Below are 19,808 nucleotides of genomic sequence, written 5' to 3'. Positions count from 1 at the left end.
CCGAGTAAATATTAGTACCGCTTTAAGCGGGGCTGCCATCAGTTTTTAGCCAATCTTTAGCCCAAGATATAAATTCGTCTTGTGGTTTAGGGCGACTAAATAAAAAACCTTGTATGGCTAGGTTTCTTCTATAGTGCCTTAAATAATTGAGCTCTTCTGGGCGTTCAACGCCTTCTGCCACTAAATCTAAATTATCTTTACTCGTAATATTAAATAACGAACTTACAACCACTTGAGAAAATAAATCTGTTTCTATATGGCTAATGAGTGAACGGTCTATTTTAATTTCAGTAAAAGGAAGGTTTCGAAGCTGGTTCATATTAGTAAAGCCAACACCAAAGTCGTCTAGCGATATACCAAAGCCATGCATTCTTAATCTGTTTAGTGTTTCTAATTGCATGAGACTTGAGAGTGCATGTTGTTCTGTTATTTCTATAATTATATTACTAGGCGTGAGTTGGTTTAGTTCTAAAATGAGTAGTAATTTATTAGGACAGTTTAGATCGTCGAGCTGAGTTGGCGATAAGTTAAATGCCATCTTAAAATCATGACCTAATTGTGATTTCATATTTTTGAATTCGCTGGTGGCCTTTTCAAAAAGAGAAAATGTAATTTGATTAATTAAGTTGTGTTTTTCGGCTGTGTTTATAAAACGGTTAGGTAAAATAATATTGCCGTCTTTACTTGATAAAATACGCGCTAATACTTCAACACTTTCAATTTTATTGTTATCAGCGTTTATTTTTGGTTGATAAAAAGGCGTTATTTCATCGTTTTTTAATGCATTAATAAGCTCATCTTTTGAAATGGCTGACTCTTTTAATAAAGTGTGACTGTTTAATTGCGCCACTTTAGTAAGTAATCTACTTACCTGAGACAGTTGCACTGGCTTTGAAATATTACCAATGAGGTGAGCATTATGTTGTTTTGCGAGGCTGGCAGCTAAACTAATAACTTTATGATCCATTTCAGAAACAATAATTATCCCGCCTTGATAATGTGACTCTCCTAAATGACGGATTAATTCCATGCCGTCCATTTCGGGCATATTGAGATCAGTAAAAATAGCATCAAAATAGTTAATATCCTCTCTTACTTTTTCAAGAGCTTCTTTTGCACTCAAGCACGTAGTTATAGTGTTAGACATACCCAATTCGTTGAGTATGGCTTCCATAACGATCAAAATTGCTTTTGAGTCGTCAACAACTAAAATGTTAGGCACTATTTTGTTCACTGTTATCCCTTTCAATGTATAGTTTATGATTACTATAAAAGTAGTAGTGTTTTTTTACTTTGTCAGTATCAAACGCTTTTATTTTGAAAATAGTTACCGAGCACCTTTACTCGTGTTTTTAAGTTGATTAGGTATACTAGCGCCATTGTTTTAAACGGTCTTAATTATGATAAGAATAGATCTTACTTTAGCCGAGCAGCCATTTTCGCTTATGGTGTCTGGGCAAAAAATTGTGCAGGTATTTCATGCGCAACAAGCCATTACCTTTGATAATCCTCGTGAAAATTACTATCAGTTTACTTACGACAACAAAGTAATCGGTATTGATACAGCGGCAGTGGAAGATCAAAGTATTGCGCTATTTGTCGATGAGCAATTTGCGACACAACTAGCGCTACCAGCGCCGGTAAATGCGACACCTAAAAAAGGCTTTTTAGGTTTGGCTGCATTAGGTTTTAAGCTTTTTAAAAGTGCTAAGGTAATTAAAGTAGTGCTTGCCGGGGCTTCTGTTGCAGGCTATGCGTGGTTATTTAGTATTGAATTTGCACTAATGCTGATTGGGTGTTTAGTTGTACATGAGTACGGCCATGTGCGAGCAATGAAATATTTTGGTATAAAAACCAAAGGTATTTATTTAATCCCGTTTGTTGGTGGGCTAGCTGTAAGTGACGATAAAATAACGACTCGCTGGCAAGATGTAGTTATATCGCTAATGGGGCCCGCGTTTGGTTTAATAACCTCGGTGTTGGGTGTGGTTTTGTATTACGCCACCGAGATGGAGATATTTGCAGGTGTTGCGGTATTAAGCGCACTACTTAACTTATTTAACCTACTACCCATTTTACCGCTTGATGGCGGGCATGTATTAAAAAGTATTAGCTTTTCAATGCGTTCATGGGTTGGCCTAAGTGTATGTTTACTCGGTGTATTTTTTGGTTTATGGCTGAGCTACACATTTGGCTTAATGTTATTGGTATTCTTTTTGTTTGTAGGTGCGCTGGAAATTGTATTTGAATGGCGAGGCCGTCATTATTCACATTTAATGCCACTAGATAAATATGGCCAAGGCTTTTCAGCGGTTATGTATGCAGTTGTAGTCGCTGGGCATGTAGCTGTAATGATGCACTTTGCCGATTCAGAAAATCCAATATTGAGTCTGCCGATGACTATTTTATCGAGCTAGTATTTATCATTCTAGGTAAAAGCGGGCTGTAATATTTGTTACAGCCCGTTTAAAATTAATAAAAGCTCAATACCAGCGATATAAAAACCCCAGTTACAAACAACTGCACAACACAAAACCCCATAATATCTTTTGCTTTTAAGCCTGCTATTGCCAATACGGGTAATGCCCAAAAAGGTTGAATTAAATTAGTCCACGCATCACCCCATGCAACGGCCATTGCAACGCGAGATATATCGGCACCTAGCTCTTGCGCTGCGGGTATTACAATGGGTGCTTGTACAGCCCATTGGCCACCGCCAGAGGGAACAAACATATTAACGAGCCCTGCACTTATAAAACTAAAAAATGGCAAGCTATCAGCATCTGCAACGGCAATAAAGCCACGTGATATCTGTTGTGCTAATCCGCTATCAACCATTACCGCCATGATGCCGGCATAAAAAGGAAATTGAATAACAATGCCAGCCCCGCTTGGGATTGCTTGTTGCAGACTGTTAAGTAAATTATGGGGTGTTTGATGCAGCGTAATAGCTAAAAACAAAAATACGGCAATAACGCTATTAAGGTTTAAGTTTCCGCCAGTAATAAAAAAGTAATAGCCTAAATATGCCAAACCTAATAAGCCAATTGTCATACCGAGTAGTTTACTTTGTTCCAAATGTTGAGCGGGTCTGGTTATTGTTGTGGGCTTAGGTGTTGTCTCTTGTAAAAGAGCTGGGTCGATATATACGCTTTCTTGCTCGCTTGGCAGCATATAGCGATTAACAAGCGGCATAATAATGAATAAACCAACTAATATGGCTATATTAAAGCCCGCAAATAAAGTGTGCTCTGTACTAATAATACCAATGCTGGCCTCTGAAAAGTGACCATCGGTTGCGATAGTTAAAGGAATCGAACCGGCTAATCCGCCATGCCATACAACAAAACCTGAGTAAGCGCTGGCTACTAATAATCGATAATCAACACGAGTATGTTTAGCAATTGCCTTGGCAAAAAGGGCACCAATAACTAAGCCAAATCCCCAATTTATCCAGCTCGCTAAAAGCGAAATAAGCGTTACTAATATAATTGCTTTAGGTGCTGTATTTGCGAATGTTGCTAGTTTTTCTAATAACTTACTTATAGGTGGCGTACTTGCCAACATATAGCCTGTAATTAACACTAGTAGCATTTGCATAGCAAAACTTAATAAGTTCCAAAATCCACCTCCCCACGCTTGTAATACTTCAATGTTGGTTGCGGTTGTAAATAAGCTCGCACTAATAAGAGTGATTATTGTAAGTAAAATTACAAATATAAAAGGGTCGGGAAGATAGCGCTCTACAATTTTAGTAAAAGGGCGGGCTATTTTATTAAGCATAAGCACAACTGTTTTGGTTATTATTTTAACGCTAATTAATCATGAAAAATCACCATTGGCAAACAGCATTTAGTCTAATATTTGCGGTTAAAAGCTTAAACATTGCTTAAAAGCATCGCTTACAGTAACGTACTGTTTATAGATAATTTACTAACGAAGACTTTGTATTATGCCGGTGATATTTAAAAGGCTAGCGTTACTTGTTCGCGCTCATATAGATCAGTTGAGTTGGCAAGCAGTGGCATTAGCTATTTTGACTCATATGCTATTAACATGGAGCTTACTATTTATAGCGAATGAGAAAGCGTTAACCTCGCTTACTACCTTTTTTTACTATTACACAGTAACAACATCAACAGTGGGATATGGTGACTTTAGTCCAACTACTGATCTTGGTCGTTGGGTGGTTGCATTAATACAAATTCCATTTGGTTTAGCTTTATTTGGTGTTTTGCTAGGAAAAGCAGGACAAACTGTTACTTACTTAATTAGGCGCGCTATGACTGGTGATAAAAACTTTGCCCACAGTAACCACCATATTATTATTTTTGGTTGGCACGACACTCGTACAAAAAAGATGATCGATTACATTTTGGCAGATACGAAACGTACTGACCGTCGTATTTTACTCGCGGTAACAGAGCAAATGGATCATCCTTTTTTAGCTAACGAAAGCGTCGATTTTGCACGTTTAACGAGTTTTACAAATTTAGCTGAACTAGAGCGAGTAGCTATTCGCAGTGCAGATAAGGTGATTATTGATGGTCAAGACGATGACCAAACATTTACAACAGCCCTGCGCATTAGTCGCTTAGTAAAAGATGATTGCCATATAAGCGCTCACTTTTTAGATGAAACCAAAGTTGAGATGATGTTAGAGCATTGCCAAAATGTAGAATGTAGTAGTGCAAAATCAGCTGAGATACTCGTACGCTCAATGCAAGACCCTGGTTCGAGCCGTGTGCAAGAGGAGCTGCTATCTACTTTGCACGGCGATACACAATTTAGCTTGAAAGTACCAAACGGCTGCAAAAATATGGAGTTTGGTACTTTGTTTCATCACTTTAAGCTGGAGCATGATGCAATACTGTTGGGTGTAGCACATAACTTAAGTGCGCAAAATATGGATTTAAACCCACCGCTTGATTACAAAGTAAGTGAAGGCGATATTTTGCACTATATATCGGTAGATCGAGTATTAAGTAGTGAAGTAGACTGGTCGAGCCTAGAAAAATAATGAATGAAGTTGTATTTTTAATTGTTGTTTTAAGTGCTTACATATTACCTGTCGTTATTGTACTCAACAGTAAGCGTACACAGGGCCATGAAAAGAACGGCTGGCTAATGGGAATCATTATATTTTCTTTGTTAGGTTTAATGATGTACTTTACCATTGTGCCCAAGCATGGGCACAAAAAGAAAAAGGCTAAATAGAGTAGTTAGCCTTTATAGCAGTTCTCGTTGGAATAATTACTCTTCCAACTGTTTGAGTTTATGCTCAATTAGAGGGTCGTCAGGTAGAAGTTGCTGGGCGACTTCTAATAGCTGAATAGCATCATTAGGGTGCTCATCTTGGTGCTTAAGGGCAACATCTATTAATGGCTGAATATCAATTTTTGCTTGATGCTCTTGTACATACACTTCTTTTTCATCAGCTAAAATTTTATGCGCTGTACTCAATAATGCTAAACGATGGGGGGAGTCTGCATTAGCCGTATTGAGACTTTGATAATAATCTTCTTTTAAGCGTAAGGTTTTGGTTTGCAGACGAAACTGCGCAATATCAATTTGCTGATGTTGAATGAAATCAACGGCTACTTGCTTATAAAACCCAAACTTATTCAAATATGTAGCGTGTGTGCCATGTCCCATACCAAATACTCGCAAGTGAGTTAACTGCTTATAGCGCTTGGCGTGCATTCGGTCTATACAATTAGTAGGATCGTAAATAATATAGCCTTGGGCATCTCCTAAATCTAGATCGTGATAATCTTGTTGCCAGTCAAACTGCTGAGCTATATCGGTACTAGAGCGGTCATCCCACGGTACTAATTCTTTATTTTTAGTACTTACCGGGTGAAAAAACAGTACTTGGTTTAGCTTTAATAGTTTAGCAAAAGCGCCAACAGCAAATCCGCCACGGCTTAAGCCATAGCCTAGTCGACAATTAAACGGCGTAAGTAATGTTGATAATTGCTCGAGAAAAAAGATTAAATTCCGATTACGAAACCAATTACTTTTACCTAAATGCTGAAAAGCGATTACGTTTACGTTTTGTTTTTGAGCTAAGTGATAACCCCATGGTGCAAAATCAGGATTGAGATCTTGTTCTTGCACGTTAGTGCCTGCGGGTGAAAAGGTAAAAAGCAGGGGCTTATTAACGTCAACAAAATCATACTTAACAAATACATCGCCGAGTAAATCACTACCCGTCATGGGTAATCGAGTTTGTTGCTCATTGCGCGGGAGAGCTAACCATTCATCTAACCAATACAGTAATTTCATTAATCCTCCAGCTATAAGTCAGCATAGATCATATCAAACTCAATGAAATTAGGTCAAACCGAGGAGGCGTTACAGCGCCATTTTGATTATTTCATCCCAGTCATTTTTAGTAACAGGCATTATTGATAGTCGTCCGCCTTTTTTAAGTGCGATTTCAGTAATATTATTATTGGCTTTAATATCTTTAAGGCTAATTAATTTTTTTAAATGGCTTTGGTAAGTAACTTCAACAACAACCCAGCGTGGTTTGTCGCTGGTGGCTTTTGCATCGTAGTAGTCGCTACTTAAATCAAACTGAGTAGGATCTGGGTAGGCATCGTGTGTCACTTCGGCAATACCCGCTACACCTACGTGTTTACAGCTTGAATGGTAAATCATCACTGAATCACCGACCTTAACGCCATCACGCATGAAGTTTCGCGCTTGGTAATTACGCACGCCTTCCCAAAGAGTCGTTTGTTTTGGTGCGTTTTTTAAATCATCTAATGAAAACGCATCGGGTTCAGTTTTAAATAGCCAGTAAGCCATAACAGTATTCCTAACAAATATTTACTTCCCACTATTGTATAGTATCATTTGGATACTAGGGTAATGAGGAAGAAGTAATGAGCCAAGTATTAGATGATTTATTGTCGTTGTTAACACTTGAAGAAATTGAGCAAGGTTTATATCGAGGACAAAGCCAAGATTTAGGCTTTGGTGCTGTGTTTGGCGGTCAAGTTATGGGGCAGGCGCTTTCTGCCGCTAAAGAAACTCTACCTGAGGGGCGTATAGTTCATTCATTACATTCTTACTTTTTACGCCCAGGCGATCCAGCTAAACCGATTGTTTATGATGTCGAAACTATTCGCGATGGAAAGAGCTTTAGTACTCGCCGAGTAAAAGCGATTCAGTACGGTAAGCCAATTTTTTATATGACAGCGTCGTTTCAGGGTGAAGAAAATGGTTTGTCGCATCAAGCTACAATGCCTGATGTACCCGCACCTGAAGAATTACGTTCATCACTTGAGTTTTACCAAGATAACGCTTCGCATATCCCTGAAGTCATCCGTAATAAGTTTACCCGTGAAATGCCAATTGAAATGCGACCGGTTACTTTTCATAACCCATTTAAACCAGAAGTTATGGAGCCAGTAAAGCATATTTGGTTTAAAGCTAATGGTGAAATGCCAGACGATCAGCGCATCCACAATTACTTATTAGCATACGCCTCTGATTTTGAGTTTTTACCAACAGCATTGCAGCCTCATGGTGTATCGTTTATGCAGCCAAATATGCAAGTAGCTACTATAGATCATGCAATGTGGTTTCATCGCCCATTTAGAATGGATGATTGGATTTTGTATTCAATTGATAGTCCAAGTGCGAGTAATGGGTGTGGTTTGGTACGCGGGCAGTTTTTTGATCGCCAAGGCAACTTGGTTGCCTCAACAATGCAAGAAGGGGTTATGCGTCAGCGCTAACCCCCTTTTATAGATATAGTGCTAGTTACACTGATCTTGTACTATATCGCTGATTGACTGCCAGACGCGTGCTGGCAGTAATGTTTTAAGGTGTGCGTAGGTTTCGCAAAGTTGTGTACTGCCTACTAAGCCTTTATCACCCTCTGTTATTAACGACTCGCCACGTAAGTTCTCGATAAAACTAACAAGTACTTTTTTATCAAAAAATTCAGGTGTTTTAATACCATGCAGTGTGCCTAAACGCTGTGCAAGCACTTGGCTCTCTCGTTCTAATTCTGCTTTTTCAATGCCATCACTTGTTTGAATAAAACCAATCACAATAGCGTAACGTTGTAGAGTAAAACTAAGTGCTCGTCCAAGCATTTCTAGCTTAGCTAAGCAGTCATTACTGTTCGTTATATGAATGTTATCGCCATCAAACTCAATTAAATTTTGATCAGCAAAGTTAGCTAAAATACGCGTTATGTAGTTTTCATCAAGAGGCTGTAAATACCATTCTTTAGCAAATAACGGATAAAACGTTTTTACAAGTTGCTGGCATTGCTCAATAGTTGTGCTGTGTTGTTTAAATAGATGTAGTGCAATTAAGCTTGGTACTGCAAATAAGTGCAAAATATTGTTTCGGTAGTAATTAAACAGTACTTTTTCTTTATCGCTAATAGTAATAATTTCGCCAAATTCATCACTGATAACTTCAAACTTATTCAGCTTTAATGCATGCGTTATTAATTGCTCTGGTGTTTCGTCTGGCGCGGTTACTTTATCGCTATAGCTTGCATCGCGCTGTAAGCGCAGATAAAAATCAAGTTGTGCTAATAGCTTTGGTTTACTCAATGCTTGTTTATCGTTAACCAGCAATATCATCGCTAGTAAGTTAACCGCATTAAGCGCCGCCGCATTATTAATTTTAACCATTACTTGGTCGGCAAGTTTAGTTACTTGTGGCGCTAACCATTGTGGCTTTTGTACATCGGTAGGGTGTATTGAATCACGCCAATCAGGTTGGTTATCGTTTAAGTATTGGTTAATCGAGATTGGATCACCAAAGTTTAAATTACCACGACCGTAGTTTTTAAGGTTTTTGATTGCCTTAAAAATACCAAATATAGATTCGCCTTTTTTATCTTTTCCATCTAGCTCTTTAAGGTAGGTGTTAATTTCCATTACGTGCTCGTAGCCAATGTACACAGGAACGATAGATATTGGTCTGTCTATTCCGCGCAGCATTGCTTGTAATGTCATAGATAGCATACCTGTTTTAGGTGGAAGTAAGCGCCCAGTTCGGCTTCGACCGCCTTCCGTGTAAAACTTAACAGAGTAACCTTTAATAAACAGTTGGCTTAAATACTCTTTGAATATGGCAGAATAAAGTTTATTGCCTGCAAACGAGCGACGAATAAAGAATGCCCCAGAGCGTCTAAATATGCCACCGGCAGGGAAAAAGTTAAGATTTATACCTGCAGCTATATGTGGTGGAACTAAGCCTAAATGATAAATAGAGTAAGTAAGCAGTAAGTAATCCATATGACTGCGATGACAAGGCATATAGATTATTTCATGGCCTTTATCTGTTAGTTCATGAATTTGTTCTGCGTGTTTAATATCAATACCGTTATAGAGCTTATTCCACAACCAAGTTAAAAATCGCTCGGCCACACGTATCATTGCTTCAGAGTAATTAGCGGCTATCTCATCAAGTAGCTTAAGTGCATTTTGGCGGGCTTCTGTTTGGCTAATGTTTTTAGCTTTAGCTTCATCTTGAATTGATTTTTTTATTGTAGGTGACGCTAATAATGAATTAAATAATTGTTCACGAGAGGGCATTTTAGGGCCTGTAGCAGCTAGCTTTTGGCGCTTAAAGTGAACACGTGCTACACGTAATAATTTATGTGGTAACTCGCTTACATCGGCTTTTTCATTGACTAAAAGCGATAAGTCGAGTGGTTGGCTAAAGCGAATAAAGTTGTCGCGTCCTGAAAACAACACCACAAAAAACTTTCTAAACCAGCTAGGAGTTAGAGAGTGCGTAATTAAAGTGCGTAGCCCCGGCTTTTCTTTACCCGGGTCGCGACCCCATAAAATAGTAACCGGAACCACTTGTACGTTTTGCTGCCCACTTTGTATTAGGTATTCAATAATTTGTTTACCTTGAGCTAAAGCATTGGTTGGCTTAGCTTCATCACCAAACAGTGGCGGTGGATTTTTAATACCAATAAAACGGTCTAAATCTTGGTTACCTAATACTTGCTCTTCGGTTGGGCTAGGTAGACCATTTTTTTTACACGCATGTGCGAGAGCCGCTAAATCAAATCGTGAATTTAAACGCACTATATAAAATGTAGGGTACTCAGGGTTTAGATCATACTGTTTAATCGGATTTTCTGGCAGCACTTTGCTTTTTACAAATAAGCGGCTAAATCCAGCAGACATAACATTTAAACAATAATTAAAAATACGCATCGACTCACCATATTGAGAGTATTAAGGGCAAAATTAGCGCAGTAGGATACCATAATATCTAAAAATCCCTTAGTTTGCGTAATTAAGGTGTTAACTTGTTTATTGACTAACAGTAGAGGTATTAGTTCAAGTATAGCTAGTAAGCATGTATGGGTGCTTATTTAATCAAATTTATAGGCATTGTATTGTTTCTAAATAGTTGTTGCATTTATCACCAATACCTCTATAATACGCAGGCTTTCAAAATTCCTCTGGGAACTAGAAAGGATAAATTAAGCTTGGATTTCAAGCTAATAAACAGGAGTTCCGATTTGGAACTCAACGTAGATATAATCAAACAGCCGACATCTTAAGTTTTAAGATTGTTTCGGTCGTTTTTTTATGCTCTTTTATATGCTCTTTATATTGAGGTTAAGAATGTCAAATCAACGCATTCGTATTCGCCTAAAAGCTTTTGACCACCGTTTGATTGACCAATCAACGGCAGAAATCGTGGAAACTGCGAAACGCACTGGCGCACAAGTACGTGGTCCAATCCCACTACCTACACGCTTTGAACGTTTTACTGTACTAACTTCACCGCACGTTAATAAAGATGCGCGTGATCAGTACGAGATCCGCACCCATAAACGTCTGATAGACATCGTAGAACCAACTGACAAGACTGTAGACGCGCTTATGCGTTTAGATCTTGCTGCTGGTGTTGATGTTCAAATCAGCCTGGGTTAATCGAAAGATTAGAGAGGTTTTAGGAAAATGGCATTAGGTCTAGTCGGTCGTAAAGTGGGTATGACACGAATCTTCACTGAAGATGGTGTATCTATCCCTGTGACAGTTATTGAAGCGACACCTAACCGCATTGCTCAGATCAAATCTGACGCAACAGACGGTTATAACGCGCTTCAAGTAACCGCAGGCACTAAAAAAGCAAGTCGTGTAAACAAAGCTAAAGCGGGTCATTTCGCTAAAGCTGGTGTTGAAGCGGGTCGCGGTCTGTGGGAATTCCGCCTTAACGGTGGTGAAGGCGATTTTGAAGTAGGCGCTGAGCTTACTGTTGAATTATTCAACGAAATCAACAAGGTTGACGTAACCGGTACTTCTAAAGGTAAAGGTTTCCAAGGTGGTGTTAAGCGCTGGAATTTCAGCATGCAAGACGCTACACATGGTAACTCTCTATCTCACCGTGCTCCTGGTTCAATCGGTCAAAACCAATCACCTGGTAAGGTGTTTAAAGGTAAGAAAATGGCCGGTCATATGGGTGCTGAGCGTGTAACGACTCAAAACTTAGAACTAGTTCGCGTTGACGCTGAGCGTAATTTGCTTTTAGTTAAGGGTGCAGTACCTGGAGCTATTGGCGGTGACGTTATCGTTAAACCAGCTGTTAAAGCATAAGTCCTGGAGATTTAGTGATGGAATTAGCAATTAAAGACGCTTCTGGCGGTCTTGAAGTTTCTGAAGCTACTTTTGGACGTGAGTTTAACGAAGCATTAGTACATCAAGTAGTTGTTGCATACGCAGCAGGTGCTCGTCAAGGTACTCGTGCTCAGAAGACACGTTCTGAAGTAAGCGGTGGTGGTAAAAAACCATGGGCTCAAAAAGGTACTGGCCGTGCACGTGCCGGTACAATCCGTAGCCCAATTTGGCGTTCAGGTGGCGTTAGCTTTGCAGCTAAACCACAAGACCACAGCCAAAAAGTAAACCGTAAAATGTACCGTGGTGCGATTAAAAGCATCTTATCTGAATTAGTTCGTCAAGAGCGTTTAATCGTTGTTGAAAGTTTTGCTCTAGCAGCACCAAAAACTAAAGAACTAGTTGCTAAGCTTAAAGAACTTGAGCTTAAAGATGTTCTTATCGTGACTGAAGAAGTAGATGAAAATCTTTTCTTATCGGCACGTAACCTTTATAAGGTTGACACACGTGATGTAGCTGGTATCGATCCTGTAAGCTTAATTGCTTTCGATAAGGTACTTATTACAGCCGCTGCTGTTAAGCAACTTGAGGAGGCGCTAGCATGATTCGCGAAGAACGTCTTTTAAAAGTGATCCTTGCTCCACATATCTCTGAAAAAAGCACAATTGCTGCTGAAGAAAACAATACTATTGTTTTTAAAGTAGTAAATGACGCAACTAAAGCTGAAATTAAAGTAGCAGTTGAGAAGCTTTTTGAAGTAGAAGTAACTGGTGTTCGCACACTTAACGTTAAGGGTAAAACAAAACGTACTGGCGCACGTTTCGGTCGTCGTAGCGACTGGAAGAAAGCTTACGTTACTCTTAAAGAAGGCAGCGAGCTAGACTTTGTCGGCGGCGCCGAGTAATAAGGGGATAGAATTATGGCACTTCAAAAGTGTAAGCCTACTTCTGCGGGCCGTCGTCACCTAGTTAAAGTGGTTAACTCTGATCTACATAAGGGTAAGCCATACGCACCACTTTTAGAGAAAAACTCTAAATCAGGTGGTCGTAATAACAATGGTCGTATTACGGTTCGTCATATCGGTGGTGGTCATAAACAACACTACCGTTTAATCGATTTTAAACGTACTAAAGATGGCATTCCAGCTACTGTTGAACGTTTAGAATACGATCCAAATCGTAGCGCAAACATCGCTCTTGTATTATATGCAGACGGTGAGCGTCGTTACATTATCGCACCTAAAGGCTTAAAAGCTGGCGATGCAATCCAGTCTGGTGTTGATGCACCAATCAAGCCTGGTAATGCATTACCAATGCGTAATATGCCTGTAGGTTCGACTGTTCACAACGTAGAATTAAAACCAGGTAAAGGTGCTCAAATCGCACGTTCTGCTGGTGCATACGTTCAAATCCTTGCTCGTGATGGTCAGTATGTAACATTACGTCTTCGTTCAGGCGAAGTTCGTAAAGTTGAATCTGATTGTCGTGCGACTCTAGGTGAAGTAGGCAATGCTGAGCATATGCTTCGTTCACTTGGTAAAGCAGGTGCAAATCGCTGGCGTGGTATTCGTCCGACAGTTCGTGGTGTTGCCATGAACCCGGTAGATCACCCACACGGTGGTGGTGAAGGTCGTACATCTGGTGGTCGTCATCCTGTGTCTCCATGGGGTAAACCGACTAAAGGTGCGAAGACGCGTAAGAACAAGCGTACGGATAAATTTATAGTACGTCGTCGTACTAAGTAATATTGAGGAATAGCCATGCCACGCTCTCTCAAGAAGGGTCCTTTTATAGACCTACACTTGCTGAAGAAGGTAGAGAAAGCTTTGGAAAGCGGTGAGAAAAAGCCAATTAAAACTTGGAGCCGTCGTTCAATGATCATACCTAACATGATCGGATTGACCATTGCTGTCCATAATGGTCGCCAGCACGTACCAGTTTTCGTTTCTGACGAAATGATCGGTCACAAACTAGGTGAATTTGCACCAACTCGCACTTACCGTGGCCATGCTGCGGATAAGAAAGCGAAGAAACGATAAGAGGGGAAGATAAATGCAAGCATTAGCTAAACATAAATTCGCCTCTGGTTCGGCGCAAAAAGCACGTCTAGTTGCAGATCAGATCCGCGGGTTACCTGTAGATCGCGCACTAGAAATCCTGGCGTACAGCCCGAAGAAAGCGGCTGTATTAGTTAAGAAAGTACTTGAGTCTGCTATTGCTAACGCAGAGCATAACGAAGGTGCTGACATTGATGAGCTTCGTATAACAACGATCTTTGTGGACGATGGTCCTACAATGAAACGTATTATGCCTCGTGCTAAAGGACGCGCAGACCGCATCCTTAAGCGTACAAGCCATATCACTGTTATGGTTTCAGATAGCTAGGAGTATAAGTAATGGGACAAAAAGTTCATCCTACTGGTATTCGCCTAGGTATATCTAAACCTTGGGTTTCTACCTGGTACGCGAGTTCAAAAGATTTCTCTGCACAGCTTTTTGGCGATCACAAAGTTCGTACATTCCTTACTAAGGAATTGAAAACGGCTTCTGTGTCTAAAATCGTTATTGAGCGTCCAGCAAAATCAATCCGTGTAACAATTCATACGGCTCGTCCGGGTGTTGTTATCGGTAAAAAAGGCGAAGACGTAGAAAAATTACGTCAAGCGGTAACTAAAATCGCTGGTGTACCTGCTCAGATTAATATCTCTGAAGTACGTAAACCAGAACTAGATGCACAACTAGTAGCAGACGGCATTGCCTCTCAACTAGAACGTCGTGTTATGTTCCGTCGCGCTATGAAGCGTTCGGTACAAAATGCAATGCGCATCGGTTCTAAAGGGATTAAAGTTGAAGTTAGCGGTCGTCTTGGCGGCGCTGAAATCGCACGTTCAGAATGGTATCGTGAAGGTCGTGTACCTCTACATACTCTTCGTGCTGATATCGATTACGCAACTTCTGAAGCCTTAACCACTTATGGTATCATTGGTGTTAAAGTTTGGATCTTCAAAGGCGAAGTTATTGGTGGTTTACCACTAGTACAAGAGCAAGAGAAGCCAGCTAAACGCGCACCAAAGAAAGCCAAGAAAAGTGCTAAGTAGAGGTAGCGACTAATGTTACAGCCAAAACGTACAAAATTCCGTAAAATGCACAAAGGCCGCAACCGCGGTTTAGCGCAAAACGGTAACAAAGTAAGCTTCGGTACTTTCGGATTGAAAGCAACTGGCCGTGGCCGTATGACTGCTCGTCAAATCGAAGCAGCTCGTCGTGCTATGACGCGTCACGTGAAACGTCAAGGTAAAATCTGGATTCGTGTCTTCCCTGACAAACCGATTACAGAAAAACCTCTTGAAGTTCGTATGGGTAAAGGTAAAGGTTCTGTTGAATATTGGGTTGCTGAAATTCAGCCTGGTAAAGTACTTTACGAAATGGAAGGTGTTTCAGAAGAGCTTGCTCGTGAAGCATTCGACCTTGCTGCTCGTAAATTGCCATTCAAAACAACTTTCGTAACTCGGACGGTAATGTGATGAAAGCTAGCGAACTAAAAGACAAAAGCGTAGAAGAGCTTAATGCTGAACTTCTAGGACTACTTCGTGAGCAATTTAATATGCGCATGCAAGCTAGCACTGGTCAGTTAGCTCAGACACACACGCTAAGAACAGTACGCCGCGATATCGCGCGTGTAAAAACAGTTATTAACCAGAAGGCAGGTCAATAATGAGCGATAAAATTCGTACTCTTCAAGGCCGTGTAATCAGCGACAAGATGGAAAAATCTTTCACTATCGCTATCGCACGTTATGTGAAGCACCCAATCTATGGGAAATTCATTAAACGTACGACTAAGTTACACGTACATGACGAAAATAACACAGCAAAAGCGGGTGACGTAGTTACTATCCGTGAATGCGCACCAATTTCTAAGAATAAATCTTGGACTTTAGTAGACGTTATTTCTAGTCCAAAACAAGCTTAATTTTTTAATTAAGTTAGTTTTGTAAAAAAGCCCCGGCATTAGCTGGGGCTTTTTGTATTTAAAGCACCTGTAAACAGTAAACTAGGGTGAGCGGGTCACCTGGATTAGTCTTTTATCTGAAAATATAAAGTTATCTTGGGGAGTAGTTGAGAGTTTCATTTACCAGTTACTTTTTTGCTAGCAGAACCATCTGCTGAATCAGAAGAAGTTAGATAATAAACTTACATATCTCAGTTAATTTAATGCCAACATGGGGTCATCTAATTCGTGGTGTTACTTTTCTTTTACTATCTTTTAGTCTGAGAACTCACTTACCTTATTTTATTACAATGATACAGCTTCAAAGTATCGAAAATAGACATCCATACACAACTTCTATTATCAGCTTACCTGGTTTTTTTATGTCTAAAACCTCAATTTATCGCCTTAAATTAATATTCTGGTATGATTAGCAAATATGCGCTTTTGAATGAATTTTTGAGGTAGTAATGACGCGTAGTTTTGAATTTCATTTGACTGATGAAGTAGCCACGGTCGCAATGGGTAATTGCGTTGCTGATATTATAGAGCAAGGTGCGGTTATTTATTTACATGGTGATTTAGGCGCTGGTAAAACAACGTTTACTCGAGGTGTAGTGCAAGGCTTTGGACATACAGGCAAAGTTAAAAGCCCAACGTATACACTTGTTGAACCTTATGAACTCGAGCGCGCAAATGTTTATCATTTTGATTTATACCGCTTAGGTGACCCTGAAGAGCTTGAATACATGGGAATACGCGATTATTTTTCACCAGATGCAATTTGCGTTGTTGAGTGGCCAGAAAAAGGTGGTGAATTTATTCCTGTGCCTGATTTAGATATTACTCTAAGCTATATGGGTAACGAACGTAAAATTGTTATTAATAGCGCCAGTGAGCGTGGTGTAGCAATTGTCGAAAAACTAAATAACAAATAATAATATAGTTAAGGCAGTAATTATCAAATGAGCCGAGGTGTAGTTAAACTCTTTATTTACCTTATGGTTATTACCATAAGCTTGCCGCTGTGGGCCAAAAATACAATTAATAGTGTACGCGTATGGCCATCCCCTGATAGTACGCGTGTGGTATTTGATTTAAATGATAAGCCTGACTTTAGCTATTTCATGCTTAAAAACCCAAGCCGCTTAGTAATTGATTTAGAAAACACTAACGAGTTAAAAATACTACCAGGTGTACCACCAAAACATCAAATAGTGAGCAAGCTACGCTACTCAAAACCTAAAAATAAGCACAGTGTTCGGTTAGTGTTTGAATTAAACGCACCAGTAAAGCCAGTTGTATTTGCTTTAGCGCCTACAGGCCCTTATAAAAATAGGCTCGTTGTTGATTTATACAATAAAAGCCAAGCTGCCACAGTTGTTTCTCCTGCTCAAACAGCCGCTAAAAACCGCCAGTTAAGCCAAGAACGCGATATTGTGATTGCAATTGATGCGGGCCATGGCGGCGAAGATCCAGGTTCAATTGGTCCCTCTGGCACGTACGAAAAAACAGTAACACTGCAAATTGCAAAACGTTTAGAGCGCATGATAGATGGCGAACGTGGGATGATTTCGCGCATGGTACGAAGCGGTGACTACTTTGTAAAACTTAATACGCGTACCAATCGTGCTCGTGAAAAAAAGGCCGACTTTTTTGTCTCTATTCATGCTGATGCATTTACGAGCCCGGGACCAAATGGTGCTTCTGTTTGGGTGTTGTCATTAAGGCGTGCTAATTCAGAGATAGGTAAATGGATAGAAGATAAAGAAAAGCACTCTGAGCTTTTAGGTGGCGCTGCGGATGTAATGAAAGATGCCGCTAACGAAAAATACTTAGCGCAAGCATTACTTGATATGTCGATGGATCACTCTATGAAAACTGGCTTAAACGTAGCTGACGAAGTGGTTAAAGAGTTACGTAAAGTTGCTAAGCTGCATAAAAAAGATCCCCAACATGCGAGTCTTGCTGTACTTAAATCACCAGATATCCCATCAATTTTAGTAGAAACAGGGTTTATATCTAACCCACGAGAAGAAAAGCTGCTTAAAAGTGCTAACCATCAAGAGCGTTTGGCTAAAGCTATATTTACTTCAATTAAAAATTACTATTTAAAAAATCCACCTGATGACTCTTTATTTGCTAAATTAAAGTCGCAATATCCAACAAAGCACAAGGTACGCCCGGGTGAATCTTTAAGTATGTTGGCGAGTCGCTATGGCATTACAGTCACTGAATTAAAACAAGTTAATAAGCTTAGCTCTAATACTTTGTTTATTGGGCAAGAGCTCGATATACCACAAAGTTAGTCATTATTATTAGCGCAATGCTTGCTAGGAAATCTCATGAATATTGAAATATTACCCGCACGTTTAGCTAACCAAATTGCCGCAGGCGAAGTGGTTGAGCGCCCAGCGTCGGTAGTAAAAGAGCTAGTCGAAAACAGTTTAGATGCTGGCGCTACACGTATTCAGATAGATATAGAGCGTGGCGGTCATAAGCTTATTCGTATACGTGATAACGGTTCAGGGATAAGTAAAGATGAGCTAACGCTCGCGCTTTCTCGTCACGCTACGAGTAAATTAAAATCTCTAGATGACCTTGAAAATATTTGTTCACTTGGTTTTAGGGGAGAAGCGCTTGCGTCAATTAGCTCTGTATCGCGTTTAACGCTGAGCTCAAAACCAAAAGATCAAGAAGCTGCTTGGCAAGCATTTGCAGAAGGTCGCGATATGGCCGTGCAAGTAAAGCCAGTAGCGCACCCTGATGGCACAACCATTGAAGTAAAAGATTTATTTTTTAACACCCCAGCTCGTCGTAAATTCTTGCGTACCGAAAAAACTGAATTTAGCCATATTGATGAGTTGATAAAGCGTATTGCGCTTAGTCGCTTTGATGTCTCTATTACACTAACTCACAACGAAAAAGTAGTAAGGCAGTATCGTGCGAAGACAGATCCCTCTCAGGCTATTACACGTGTAGCGCAAGTTGCAGGTAAGGCTTTTGCTGAGCAAGGTTTGCATATTCAATCAGGAGAGGGTGGCTTACAGCTGCATGGTTGGGTGCTACCTGTAGGTTCAGCTAATACGACTCAGTATACTTATGTTAATAATCGTATGATGCGCGATAAACTTATTCTGCATGCTATACGCCAGGCATTTGAAGAAGTAAGTGGAACACAAGAATTACCCGGTTTTGTCATTTATATTGATATAGACCCTCGGCAGGTTGATGTAAATGTTCATCCAGCTAAGCATGAAGTGCGTTTTCATCAAGGGCGCTTAATTCATGACTTTATATTACAGGCTATTAAGCAAGTGGTAGTGCCGCTGCAAGGTGAGTTTACGAATGAACCGCTTAGCTCTGAGATGGAATCTGCGCCTGTGTTTATGGGGTCAGCGCATAGTAGTTCTAATGATACAAAAGCGGATGGAGTATTTGATTACCCTAAATCGCAATTACAGCCCTCTTACTCTGGAAGTGCTGGTAGTTCGTCATTAGGTACTAGAAGTGTTGGCGGTGGCGGGGCATACCGTGCTACACCAAGTACAAGCCATCATGATGTAAACGCGTTTTATCAAGGTGTGAGTGAGCAACACGCTGCGCATTTTGATAATGTAGCAAACATACCTGTAGCACAACACCAGTTAGAGTCTGCGCATAATGTTTTAAAGACAGTTTCAATCATCAGTGTTAATGAAGGTGCGTGTGTATTTAGTGTTGAGCAGCAATTGTATTGCTCACATTTCAAATATGTATTGGTAGATGATTGGCATAATCAAATTAAAGAGTCCGGAAGTTTAGAAGGGAAAGCCCTTTTGCTGCCCGTAAGAGTAAACTTATCAAAAGAAGATTGCTTACTTATAGAAGCTCAGCAATCGTGGTTTACTTTACTTGGTTTTGAACTCGTAATAGAAAAACAGTTTGTAATGGTTAAAAAATTGCCAGCGTGCCTATATTTACTTGATGTAAGTACAGCGATAGGTGAGCTACTTGATGGGTGTAAAGCAGGGCTTGAAAATATAGAGAATTGGTTAGAGTGGCAGACAAAATGTGTACCTCCCCGGTTTTATTTAAGCAATGTGTTTTTAGCGCAACAAATGCGCTTACAAAATAATCCGCAAACTATTGAACGCTTACGCGAAAAAGCAGTTAAAATAGAGCTAAATCACTATTTAACGCAATTAGATTAAGGTAT

Annotated in this window: 23 protein-coding genes; 18 read left to right on the top strand and 5 right to left on the bottom strand. The window is 40.0% G+C overall.

The annotated features are described in order from the left end of the window. Window positions 1-22 precede the first annotated feature (22 nt). Entirely contained in the window at window positions 23-1,234 is a 1,212-nt protein-coding gene (locus PARC_RS16165; RefSeq protein ID WP_010554343.1) for an EAL domain-containing response regulator, read from the bottom strand. A 166-nt stretch (window positions 1,235-1,400) separates the two neighbouring features. Here PARC_RS16165 and PARC_RS16160 point away from each other — a divergent pair, with 166 nt between their 5' ends. Next, window positions 1,401-2,417, top strand: coding sequence for a metalloprotease (locus PARC_RS16160; RefSeq protein WP_010554344.1), 1,017 nt, complete (start codon window positions 1,401-1,403; stop codon window positions 2,415-2,417). A 55-nt stretch (window positions 2,418-2,472) separates the two neighbouring features. Here PARC_RS16160 and PARC_RS16155 read toward each other — a convergent pair whose 3' ends face one another. Further along, window positions 2,473-3,783, bottom strand: coding sequence for a short-chain fatty acid transporter (locus PARC_RS16155; protein ID WP_010554345.1), 1,311 nt, complete (start codon window positions 3,781-3,783; stop codon window positions 2,473-2,475). 169 nt (window positions 3,784-3,952) lie between these two features. Between PARC_RS16155 and PARC_RS16150 the strand changes: the two genes are divergently transcribed. Both PARC_RS16150 and PARC_RS16145 read left to right on the top strand, forming a co-directional pair. Next, a complete protein-coding gene (locus tag PARC_RS16150; RefSeq protein WP_010554346.1) occupies window positions 3,953-5,020 on the top strand; it encodes a potassium channel family protein in 1,068 nt (355 codons plus the stop codon). Beyond that, window positions 5,020-5,217 carry a PLDc N-terminal domain-containing protein gene (locus PARC_RS16145; RefSeq protein ID WP_010554347.1) on the top strand — a complete coding sequence of 66 codons (198 nt, stop codon included), beginning with the start codon at window positions 5,020-5,022 and terminating at the stop codon, window positions 5,215-5,217. Before PARC_RS16150 ends, PARC_RS16145 begins: the two co-directional genes overlap by 1 nt. Before the next feature lie 36 nt (window positions 5,218-5,253). Here the strand turns inward: PARC_RS16145 and PARC_RS16140 are convergent, their stop codons facing one another. Next, a complete protein-coding gene (locus PARC_RS16140) occupies window positions 5,254-6,288 on the bottom strand; it encodes a hypothetical protein (RefSeq protein WP_010554348.1) in 1,035 nt (344 codons plus the stop codon). A gap of 69 nt (window positions 6,289-6,357) precedes the next feature. After that, window positions 6,358-6,816 (bottom strand): EVE domain-containing protein, encoded by a 459-nt coding sequence (locus PARC_RS16135; RefSeq protein WP_010554349.1) that lies wholly within the window; start codon window positions 6,814-6,816, stop codon window positions 6,358-6,360. Window positions 6,817-6,893: 77 nt separating this feature from the next. Between PARC_RS16135 and tesB the strand changes: the two genes are divergently transcribed. Beyond that, window positions 6,894-7,751: an acyl-CoA thioesterase II gene (gene tesB / locus PARC_RS16130; protein ID WP_002957902.1), complete on the top strand. Its 858-nt coding sequence runs from the start codon at window positions 6,894-6,896 to the stop codon at window positions 7,749-7,751. 21 nt (window positions 7,752-7,772) lie between these two features. On the opposite strand, the gene plsB is transcribed toward tesB, so the two are convergent. After that, window positions 7,773-10,211 (bottom strand): glycerol-3-phosphate 1-O-acyltransferase PlsB, encoded by a 2,439-nt coding sequence (gene plsB, locus PARC_RS16125; RefSeq protein ID WP_010554350.1) that lies wholly within the window; start codon window positions 10,209-10,211, stop codon window positions 7,773-7,775. 417 nt (window positions 10,212-10,628) lie between these two features. On the opposite strand from plsB, the gene rpsJ reads away from it, so the two are divergent. The 14 genes from rpsJ to mutL all read left to right on the top strand — a co-directional run bounded on the left by rpsJ (window position 10,629) and on the right by mutL (window position 19,803). Then, window positions 10,629-10,940: a 30S ribosomal protein S10 gene (gene rpsJ, locus PARC_RS16120; protein ID WP_002957900.1), complete on the top strand. Its 312-nt coding sequence runs from the start codon at window positions 10,629-10,631 to the stop codon at window positions 10,938-10,940. 27 nt (window positions 10,941-10,967) lie between these two features. After that, window positions 10,968-11,603: a 50S ribosomal protein L3 gene (gene rplC, locus PARC_RS16115; protein WP_002957898.1), complete on the top strand. Its 636-nt coding sequence runs from the start codon at window positions 10,968-10,970 to the stop codon at window positions 11,601-11,603. A gap of 17 nt (window positions 11,604-11,620) precedes the next feature. Then, the gene (gene rplD, locus PARC_RS16110; protein WP_002957897.1) at window positions 11,621-12,226 is read left to right on the top strand and encodes a 50S ribosomal protein L4; all 606 of its coding nucleotides are present in this window, start codon (window positions 11,621-11,623) and stop codon (window positions 12,224-12,226) included. Next, window positions 12,223-12,525 (top strand): 50S ribosomal protein L23, encoded by a 303-nt coding sequence (gene rplW / locus PARC_RS16105; protein WP_002957896.1) that lies wholly within the window; start codon window positions 12,223-12,225, stop codon window positions 12,523-12,525. The genes rplD and rplW overlap by 4 nt, the downstream gene beginning before the upstream one ends. A gap of 15 nt (window positions 12,526-12,540) precedes the next feature. Further along, window positions 12,541-13,365 (top strand): 50S ribosomal protein L2, encoded by an 825-nt coding sequence (gene rplB / locus PARC_RS16100; RefSeq protein WP_002957895.1) that lies wholly within the window; start codon window positions 12,541-12,543, stop codon window positions 13,363-13,365. A 15-nt stretch (window positions 13,366-13,380) separates the two neighbouring features. Next, on the top strand, window positions 13,381-13,659 hold the full coding sequence (gene rpsS / locus PARC_RS16095; protein ID WP_004588689.1) for a 30S ribosomal protein S19: 279 nt from the start codon (window positions 13,381-13,383) through the stop codon (window positions 13,657-13,659). Window positions 13,660-13,672: 13 nt separating this feature from the next. Beyond that, window positions 13,673-14,005: a 50S ribosomal protein L22 gene (gene rplV, locus PARC_RS16090; RefSeq protein ID WP_002957892.1), complete on the top strand. Its 333-nt coding sequence runs from the start codon at window positions 13,673-13,675 to the stop codon at window positions 14,003-14,005. Window positions 14,006-14,016: 11 nt separating this feature from the next. Next, entirely contained in the window at window positions 14,017-14,718 is a 702-nt protein-coding gene (rpsC, locus tag PARC_RS16085; protein WP_002957891.1) for a 30S ribosomal protein S3, read from the top strand. Window positions 14,719-14,730: 12 nt separating this feature from the next. Beyond that, the gene (gene rplP / locus PARC_RS16080; RefSeq protein ID WP_002957890.1) at window positions 14,731-15,144 is read left to right on the top strand and encodes a 50S ribosomal protein L16; all 414 of its coding nucleotides are present in this window, start codon (window positions 14,731-14,733) and stop codon (window positions 15,142-15,144) included. After that, a complete protein-coding gene (gene rpmC, locus PARC_RS16075) occupies window positions 15,144-15,335 on the top strand; it encodes a 50S ribosomal protein L29 (protein WP_002957889.1) in 192 nt (63 codons plus the stop codon). The genes rplP and rpmC overlap by 1 nt, the downstream gene beginning before the upstream one ends. Further along, on the top strand, window positions 15,335-15,592 hold the full coding sequence (gene rpsQ, locus PARC_RS16070) for a 30S ribosomal protein S17 (RefSeq protein WP_002957888.1): 258 nt from the start codon (window positions 15,335-15,337) through the stop codon (window positions 15,590-15,592). The genes rpmC and rpsQ overlap by 1 nt, the downstream gene beginning before the upstream one ends. Before the next feature lie 488 nt (window positions 15,593-16,080). Beyond that, complete coding sequence (gene tsaE / locus PARC_RS16065) at window positions 16,081-16,548, top strand: tRNA (adenosine(37)-N6)-threonylcarbamoyltransferase complex ATPase subunit type 1 TsaE (RefSeq protein WP_007586392.1); 468 nt, start codon at window positions 16,081-16,083, stop codon at window positions 16,546-16,548. A gap of 27 nt (window positions 16,549-16,575) precedes the next feature. Next, on the top strand, window positions 16,576-17,919 hold the full coding sequence (locus PARC_RS16060; RefSeq protein ID WP_007586394.1) for an N-acetylmuramoyl-L-alanine amidase: 1,344 nt from the start codon (window positions 16,576-16,578) through the stop codon (window positions 17,917-17,919). Window positions 17,920-17,955: 36 nt separating this feature from the next. Beyond that, window positions 17,956-19,803, top strand: coding sequence for a DNA mismatch repair endonuclease MutL (gene mutL / locus PARC_RS16055; protein ID WP_010554351.1), 1,848 nt, complete (start codon window positions 17,956-17,958; stop codon window positions 19,801-19,803). Window positions 19,804-19,808 lie beyond the last annotated feature (5 nt).

Origin of the sequence: Pseudoalteromonas arctica A 37-1-2 (assembly GCF_000238395.3) — a bacterium.
GTDB classification, from domain to species: domain Bacteria; phylum Pseudomonadota; class Gammaproteobacteria; order Enterobacterales; family Alteromonadaceae; genus Pseudoalteromonas; species Pseudoalteromonas arctica.
The sequence above is the reverse complement of the archived record's forward strand: the minus strand, read 5'-3'. Positions and strand labels throughout refer to the sequence as shown.

What these genes read in the sequence shown, in the direction of transcription:
- rplV (WP_002957892.1), top strand. Translation starts at nt 13,673, where the DNA reads ATGCAAGCATTAGCTAAACATAAATTCGCCTCTGGTTCGGCGCAAAAA.
- PARC_RS16160 (WP_010554344.1), top strand. Translation starts at nt 1,401, where the DNA reads ATGATAAGAATAGATCTTACTTTAGCCGAGCAGCCATTTTCGCTTATG.
- PARC_RS16150 (WP_010554346.1), top strand. Translation starts at nt 3,953, where the DNA reads ATGCCGGTGATATTTAAAAGGCTAGCGTTACTTGTTCGCGCTCATATA.
- PARC_RS16155 (WP_010554345.1), bottom strand. Translation starts at nt 3,783, where the DNA reads ATGCTTAATAAAATAGCCCGCCCTTTTACTAAAATTGTAGAGCGCTAT.
- rplP (WP_002957890.1), top strand. Translation starts at nt 14,731, where the DNA reads ATGTTACAGCCAAAACGTACAAAATTCCGTAAAATGCACAAAGGCCGC.
- rpmC (WP_002957889.1), top strand. Translation starts at nt 15,144, where the DNA reads ATGAAAGCTAGCGAACTAAAAGACAAAAGCGTAGAAGAGCTTAATGCT.
- rplW (WP_002957896.1), top strand. Translation starts at nt 12,223, where the DNA reads ATGATTCGCGAAGAACGTCTTTTAAAAGTGATCCTTGCTCCACATATC.
- rpsQ (WP_002957888.1), top strand. Translation starts at nt 15,335, where the DNA reads ATGAGCGATAAAATTCGTACTCTTCAAGGCCGTGTAATCAGCGACAAG.
- PARC_RS16135 (WP_010554349.1), bottom strand. Translation starts at nt 6,816, where the DNA reads ATGGCTTACTGGCTATTTAAAACTGAACCCGATGCGTTTTCATTAGAT.
- plsB (WP_010554350.1), bottom strand. Translation starts at nt 10,211, where the DNA reads ATGCGTATTTTTAATTATTGTTTAAATGTTATGTCTGCTGGATTTAGC.
- rplC (WP_002957898.1), top strand. Translation starts at nt 10,968, where the DNA reads ATGGCATTAGGTCTAGTCGGTCGTAAAGTGGGTATGACACGAATCTTC.
- tesB (WP_002957902.1), top strand. Translation starts at nt 6,894, where the DNA reads ATGAGCCAAGTATTAGATGATTTATTGTCGTTGTTAACACTTGAAGAA.
- rpsS (WP_004588689.1), top strand. Translation starts at nt 13,381, where the DNA reads ATGCCACGCTCTCTCAAGAAGGGTCCTTTTATAGACCTACACTTGCTG.
- tsaE (WP_007586392.1), top strand. Translation starts at nt 16,081, where the DNA reads ATGACGCGTAGTTTTGAATTTCATTTGACTGATGAAGTAGCCACGGTC.
- PARC_RS16140 (WP_010554348.1), bottom strand. Translation starts at nt 6,288, where the DNA reads ATGAAATTACTGTATTGGTTAGATGAATGGTTAGCTCTCCCGCGCAAT.
- PARC_RS16060 (WP_007586394.1), top strand. Translation starts at nt 16,576, where the DNA reads ATGAGCCGAGGTGTAGTTAAACTCTTTATTTACCTTATGGTTATTACC.
- rplB (WP_002957895.1), top strand. Translation starts at nt 12,541, where the DNA reads ATGGCACTTCAAAAGTGTAAGCCTACTTCTGCGGGCCGTCGTCACCTA.
- rplD (WP_002957897.1), top strand. Translation starts at nt 11,621, where the DNA reads ATGGAATTAGCAATTAAAGACGCTTCTGGCGGTCTTGAAGTTTCTGAA.
- PARC_RS16145 (WP_010554347.1), top strand. Translation starts at nt 5,020, where the DNA reads ATGAATGAAGTTGTATTTTTAATTGTTGTTTTAAGTGCTTACATATTA.
- rpsC (WP_002957891.1), top strand. Translation starts at nt 14,017, where the DNA reads ATGGGACAAAAAGTTCATCCTACTGGTATTCGCCTAGGTATATCTAAA.
- rpsJ (WP_002957900.1), top strand. Translation starts at nt 10,629, where the DNA reads ATGTCAAATCAACGCATTCGTATTCGCCTAAAAGCTTTTGACCACCGT.
- mutL (WP_010554351.1), top strand. Translation starts at nt 17,956, where the DNA reads ATGAATATTGAAATATTACCCGCACGTTTAGCTAACCAAATTGCCGCA.